The 6,191-nt window shown below is 62.5% G+C and carries 5 protein-coding genes and 1 pseudogene; all 6 read right to left on the bottom strand.

Going from position 1 to position 6,191, the window contains the following annotated elements:
• Positions 1–33 precede the first annotated feature (33 nt).
• Positions 34–468: a ribulose bisphosphate carboxylase small subunit gene (locus EN906_RS19445; RefSeq protein ID WP_013532057.1), complete on the bottom strand. Its 435-nt coding sequence runs from the start codon at positions 466–468 to the stop codon at positions 34–36.
• An 18-nt stretch (positions 469–486) separates the two neighbouring features.
• Positions 487–1,980, bottom strand: a complete 1,494-nt coding sequence (locus EN906_RS19440) for a ribulose-bisphosphate carboxylase large subunit (protein WP_013532056.1) — start codon at positions 1,978–1,980, stop codon at positions 487–489.
• Between the two features lie 21 nt (positions 1,981–2,001).
• Positions 2,002–3,081 carry a class II fructose-bisphosphate aldolase gene (gene fba, locus EN906_RS19435; protein ID WP_127267899.1) on the bottom strand — a complete coding sequence of 360 codons (1,080 nt, stop codon included), beginning with the start codon at positions 3,079–3,081 and terminating at the stop codon, positions 2,002–2,004.
• Between the two features lie 11 nt (positions 3,082–3,092).
• Positions 3,093–4,720 (bottom strand): annotated as a pseudogene (locus EN906_RS19430) (transketolase).
• Positions 4,721–4,730: 10 nt separating this feature from the next.
• Complete coding sequence (locus tag EN906_RS19425; RefSeq protein WP_027036917.1) at positions 4,731–5,603, bottom strand: phosphoribulokinase; 873 nt, start codon at positions 5,601–5,603, stop codon at positions 4,731–4,733.
• An 8-nt stretch (positions 5,604–5,611) separates the two neighbouring features.
• The coding region (locus tag EN906_RS19420; RefSeq protein ID WP_164777242.1) for a class 1 fructose-bisphosphatase at positions 5,612–6,191 on the bottom strand (580 nt) is incomplete at its 5' end.

The following is a 6,191-nucleotide window of genomic DNA, read 5'->3' as shown; positions in this document are numbered from 1 at the left end:
GCGTCCTTGGTCATCGCGTTCAGCATGGTTCGGCTAGCTCCGCTCGCCCTCGGGCCTGTCGGTCGCATAAGGCACGATCGAATAACCCTGACTGCGGCCGTCGCGCTCCTGGCGCAGCAGCCGGAACCCGGGTTCGCTGGGCGGCCGGTTGACAATGAACGACATGCGCGGCGCTTCCCAGCCCTTGGTCGAATCGAAGGCGGTTACCCGCACATACATGTTCGGACACGCTTTCCGGCAAGCGTTGACCTCGAGCAGTATGCCCGCCGGATCTTTCAAGTCGAACATCGGGTTGCCGTACATTTCCCAATAGGTATTTCGCGGATGCGGATCGTCCGTGTACTCGACGCTGACCGCCCAATGGTTCTTCAGCGCGTATTTGATCTGCGCCGAAATCTGCTCGTCGGTCAGGTCGGGCAGGAACGAGAACTGCCCCTGTGTGACCTTGTTTCCCGGATTGGTCATCATGACGACGGTTCCTTTCGTCTAGAAGCTGGGCGTTGCGGTTGGCACGAAGTCGGCCGTGTCGGTCGATTCGTAGTTGAAGGTGACGTCCTTCCAGGTCTCCAGGGCAGCCTTCAGCGGCGTGCACCATCTGGCCGCCTGTTCGAGGATCTTGGTTCCTTCGCGCAAATAATCGCGCCCCTCGTTGCGGGCCAGGATCATCGCTTCCAAGGCGACGCGATTGGCCGTCGCGCCTGCCTGGATGCCGTCCGGATGGCCGATCGTGCCACCGCCGAACTGCAGGATGACATCCTCGCCGAGATAGTGGATCAACTGGTGCATCTGGCCGGCATGGATGCCGCCCGAGGCGACGGGCATCACCTTGTTGAGCGAGGCCCATTCCTGATCGAAGAACAGCCCGGTTTCGAGGTTCTGCGGCGTGCGCTCCTCGCGCAGCGTGTCATAAAATCCCTTGATCATGAGCGGGTCGCCTTCCAGCTTGCCGACCACCGTGCCGGCATGGATGTGGTCGACGCCGGCCATGCGCATCCATTTGCAGATGACGCGGAAATTCATGCCGTGGTTCTTCTGGCGCGAATAGGTCGAGTTGCCGGCACGGTGCAGGTGCAGGATCATGTCGTTGCGGCGCGCCCACTTGGCCATCGACTGGATCGCCGTGTAGCCGATGACGAGGTCGATCATGACGATGCAGGAGCCAAGCTGCTTGGCGAATTCGGCGCGCTCGTACATCTCCTCCATCGTGCCGGCGGTGACGTTGAGATAATGTCCTTTGACCTCGCCGGTGGCGGCCGACGCCTTGTTCACGGCCTCCATGCAGTAGAGGAAGCGGTCGCGCCAGTGCATGAAGGGCTGCGAGTTAATGTTCTCGTCGTCCTTGACGAAGTCGAGGCCGCCCTTCAGCGCTTCGTAAACGACGCGCCCGTAATTGCGTCCCGACAGGCCGAGCTTCGGCTTCGTCGTCGCGCCGAGCAGCGGCCGGCCGAACTTGTCGAGCCGCTCACGCTCCACCACGATACCGGTCGCCGGCCCCTGGAAGGTTTTGAGGTACGCCACCGGGATACGCATGTCTTCCAGCCGCAGCGCCTTGACTGCCTTGAAGCCGAACACATTGCCGATGATCGATGCGGTCAGATTGGCGATCGAGCCCGGCTCGAACAGGTCGAGGTCGTAGGCGATGTAGGCGAAGTACTGTTGCTCGGTCTTGGTTCCGGGACCGGTGTTCGGCACCGGCTCGGATCTGAACGCCTTGGCGCGATAGAGCTCGCAGGCCGTCAGTCGGTCGGTCCACACCACGGTCCACGTCGCGGTGGAGGATTCACCGGCGATGGCCGCCGCCGCCTCCTCGTGGTCGACGCCCGGCTGCGGCGTGATCCGGAACATGGCGATCAGATCGGTCTCCTTGGGCCTGTAGTCCGGCTCCCAGTAGCCCATCTTCTTGTAGGGGATGACCCCTGACTTGTAGCGTTCCTTGCCTTCCTTGAGCGTTCCCGCTGGCAGTATGTCGATCTTGTTCATGACAGGTCTCCTGTTTGTTGCTCAGGCGGCTTTCGCGGTGGCGATATGGGGATCGAGCTTTCCCGCGGCGTAACGTTTCGCCATCTCGTCCATGGCGATGACCTTGATCTTCGAGGCGTTGGACGCCGTACCGAAACGCTCGAACCGGTCCCGGCAAAGGTCGCGCAAGGCATCCATGGCTGGCTTCAGGAATTTACGGGGATCGAACTCGCGCGGGTCTTCCGTCGCGACGCGGCGGAACTGCCCGGCCATGGCCATGCGGCAATCGGTGTCGATGTTGACCTTGCGCACGCCGTAGCGGATGCCGCGCTCTATCTCCTCGACCGGAACGCCAAAGGTCTGGGGCATCTCGCCGCCGTATCTGTTGATAATGTCCTGCAACTCCTGCGGCACCGAGGAAGAGCCGTGCATGACCAGATGCGTGTTGGGCAGCTTTTCGTGGATCGCCTCGATCACCTGCATGGCCAGGATGTCGCCGTCCGGCTTGCGGGTGAATTTGTAGGCGCCGTGCGAGGTGCCGCAGGCGATCGCCAGCGCGTCGACCTGGGTTGCGGTCACAAAGTCGACCGCCTGATCGGGATCGGTCAATAACTGGTCGTGGGAAAGCGCGCCTTCGGCGCCGTGGCCATCCTCTGCCTCGCTTTGACCGGTTTCCAGCGAGCCGAGCACACCCAGTTCGCCTTCGACGGAAGCACCGACCCAATGCGCCATGCGTGCGACGCGTTCGGTTATGGCGACGTTGTAGTCGTAGCTGGCCGGCGTCTTGGCGTCCGCCATCAAGGATCCGTCCATCATCACCGAGGTGAAGCCGTGGCGGATCGCGGAAAGGCAGGTGGCCTCGCTGTTGCCGTGGTCTTGATGGATGCATAGCGGGATGGTCGGGTGGATTTCGGTCAGCGCCTCCATCATCTTGGCCAGCATGATGTCGTTGGCATAGGATCGGGCGCCACGCGAAGCCTGGATGATGACAGGCGCGTCGCAGGCCTTGGCCGCTTCCATGATGGCGAGGCCCTGTTCCATGTTGTTGATGTTGAATGCCGGTACGCCGTAGCCGTGCTCGGCGGCATGGTCGAGAAGCTGGCGAAGGGTGATGCGAGCCATTGTGAATCCTCCTAGATGATGAGCTTCAGCGCCGCTGCAGCAACCGCTTCGGACGTTATGTTGAAATGCCGGTAGAGGTCGGGGGCAGGGGCGCTGGCGCCGAAGCCGGTCATGCCGACGAAAGCGCCGGTCTCGCCGATCCAGCGGTCCCAGCCCAGCCGGGCTGCCGCTTCGACCGCGACGCGCGGCGCCGAGCCGAGGACGGCCTTGCGGGTGGCGCTGTCCTGCTCCTCGAAAAGCTCCCAGCACGGCATCGACACGACGGCGGCGGCGGCGCCATGCTCGGTCTCCAGCCTTTCGGCGGCAGCAACCGCGATCTCGACTTCCGAGCCGGTGGCGATCAGGGTGACGGCGCGATGCCGTTCATGGCGGCCGCCATGCCGTGCTCACGAATGCCGTAGTGAATGTAGCGGCCGGCATAGTCACCCGGTGCAATGCGGTTCATGCCCTTGGTGATCGTCAGATTCGAATGCGTCAGATCGGCCGAGCCGCCGACGGTCAACTCCGTTGCGCCGTTGATGACCTCCAGCGCCATTTCGGAGGCTTTTCGCGTCGCCACCTTGGTTGCCTTCTCGATATGTTCGCGACGAAAGGCGTCGAGCGCTTCGAAGACCGTATCAGGCAGTTCGGCGGCGACAGCGTTTTCAAAAGCCTCGCGCCGCGGCGAGGCGGCAAGCCGCTGCTCCCAGGCGCGCCGCATCGCTTCGCCGCGACCGGCAATCTCGCGCCAGGCGAAAAGGATATCATCCGGCACATCGAACGGTGCGTGCGCCCAGCCGATGTTTTCGCGTGTCGCGGCGATCTCTGCTTCACCCAGCGGTGCGCCGTGCGTCTTCTCCGAACCGCCGAGATTGGGGGCACCCATGCCGATCACTGTGCGGCAGGCAATCAGCGATGGCCGATCCGACCGCCGCGCCGCCTCGATTGCCGCGGCGACTGCCTCCATGTCGTGGCCGGCGACACTTTGGACATCCCAGCCGGCGGCCTTGAAGCGCGCCGGCTGGTCCATCGACGTGGAGAGGGAGGTCGGCCCGTCAATGGAAATCGCATTGTCGTCCCAGAAGACGATCAGGCGGGAAAGCTTCAGGTGACCAGCGAGGTCTATTGCCTCGTGACTGATTCCCTCCTGAAGGCAGCCGTCGCCCGCAATGACATAGGTATGATGATCGACCAGATCGGCACCGTGGCGGGCGGCAAGCATGCGTTCCGCCAGCGCCATGCCGACCGCCGTGGAAATGCCCTGTCCCAGCGGTCCGGTGGTGGTCTCCACGCCAAGCGCATGGCCATATTCCGGATGTCCGGCGGTGCGGCTGCCCAACTGCCGAAATCGCTGCAATTCCTCGATCTGCATGTCTTCATAGCCGAGCAGATGATGCAGCGCGTATTGCAGCATCGAGCCGTGGCCGGCTGAAAGCACGAAACGGTCACGGTCGGGCCAGTCCGGCCTCGACGGATCGATATTGATGAAGCGGTTGAACAGCACCGTTGCGACGTCGGCCATGCCCATCGGCATGCCAGGGTGACCCGAATTCGCCTTTTGGACGCTGTCCATCGCCAGCGCGCGAATGGCGTTCGCCATGTCGCGCTCCGAGACGGGAGCGGTTGTGGTGACGGGCTTCAGTGCTGTTTGGCTGGTCATTGCATCCTCCTCACGACACACGGCTCTTGCGTTCAATCAATTGCAGGATGAGCGGCGTCAGGATCAGTTGCATGGCAAGATCGAGCTTGTTGCCTGGCACCACTATGGAATTTGGCCGCGACATGAACGAGTCGTGGATCATCGACAGCAGATACGGAAAATCGATGCCGCGCGGATTGGCGAAGCGGATAACCAGCATCGATTCGTCGGGCGTCGGGATCCAGCGCGCGATGAACGGGTTGGACGTGTCGACGATCGGCACGCGCTGGAAGTTGATGGCGGTCTGCGAGAATTGCGGGACGATGTAGCGGACATAGTCGGGCATCCGGCGCAGGATCACGTCCATCACCGCCTCGGTGGAATAGCCGCGTGTCGAACGGTCGCGATGGATCTTCTGGATCCATTCGAGATTGATGACCGGCACGACCCCTATCTTGAGATCCGCATGCTTGGCCAAATTGATCGTGTCGGTGACGACACAGCCGTGCAGCCCCTCGTAGAAGAGCAGGTCGCTGGGAGCGAATTCGCGCCATTCGGTAAAGGTTCCCGGTGGCGTGCCGTGCTGCTTTTCCTCTTCCTCATCGTGAATGTAGGTGCGGGTCTTGCCGGTTCCGCGGCGGCCATATTCCGCGAACACCTCTTCGAGAATTCCGAGTTCGTTGGCCGCGGCATTGAAATGGGTGAAGTTCGGGTTGCCGGCCTTTTCCTCCTCGGCCACCTTTGCCTTCATCGCCGCGCGATCGTAGCGGTGGAAGGCGTCGCCTTCGATGAAAGCGGCCTCGATGTTCTCGCGCCGGAAAATCAGATCGAAGATGCGCTTGACCGAGGTCGTGCCGGCGCCCGACGACCCGGTGATGGTGATGATGGGGTGCTTGGCTGACATGGTGCTGCTCAGGCTCTGAACAGGCCGCGGCGGCTGAACAGCGGCGCACGCTCACCGATGTTGCTCGGCTCTGTGTGGTAGCGGGTGATGCGCGCGACTTCCCGCGCCGACCCGAAGATCATCGGCACGCGCTGATGCAGGCTCTCGGGTTCGATTTCCAGGATTCGGTTGATTGCATCGGTGGCGGCACCACCAGCCTGTTCTATGAGATAGGCGATCGGGTTGGCCTCGTAGACGAGGCGCAGCCGTCCCTGACCATAGCCCTTGCGTCGATCGCCGGGGTAGAGAAAAACGCCGCCGCGCATCAATATGCGGTAACAGTCGGCAACCAGAGAGGCGATCCAGCGCATGTTGAAATCCTTCTCGCGCGGTCCTTCGGTGCCCTCCAGGCAGTCGTCGACATAGAGCCGCACGGCCTCGTCCCAGTGCCGGTAGTTGGCGGCGTTGATGGCGAATTCCTGAGTGCGTTGCGGAATGATCCGGCTTTCATAGGCCTGGACGAAGGTGCCGAGCCTTGTCGAGAAGACGAAGACATGGGTGCCGCTGCCGAGCGACAGGACGAGTGCCAGCTGCGGCCCATAGATGAAG

Origin of the sequence: Mesorhizobium sp. M7A.F.Ca.CA.004.06.1.1 (genome assembly GCF_003999135.1) — a bacterium.
GTDB lineage: Bacteria > Pseudomonadota > Alphaproteobacteria > Rhizobiales > Rhizobiaceae > Mesorhizobium.
Note: the sequence above shows the minus strand (reverse complement) of the source record. Positions and strands in the feature narration are given on the sequence as shown.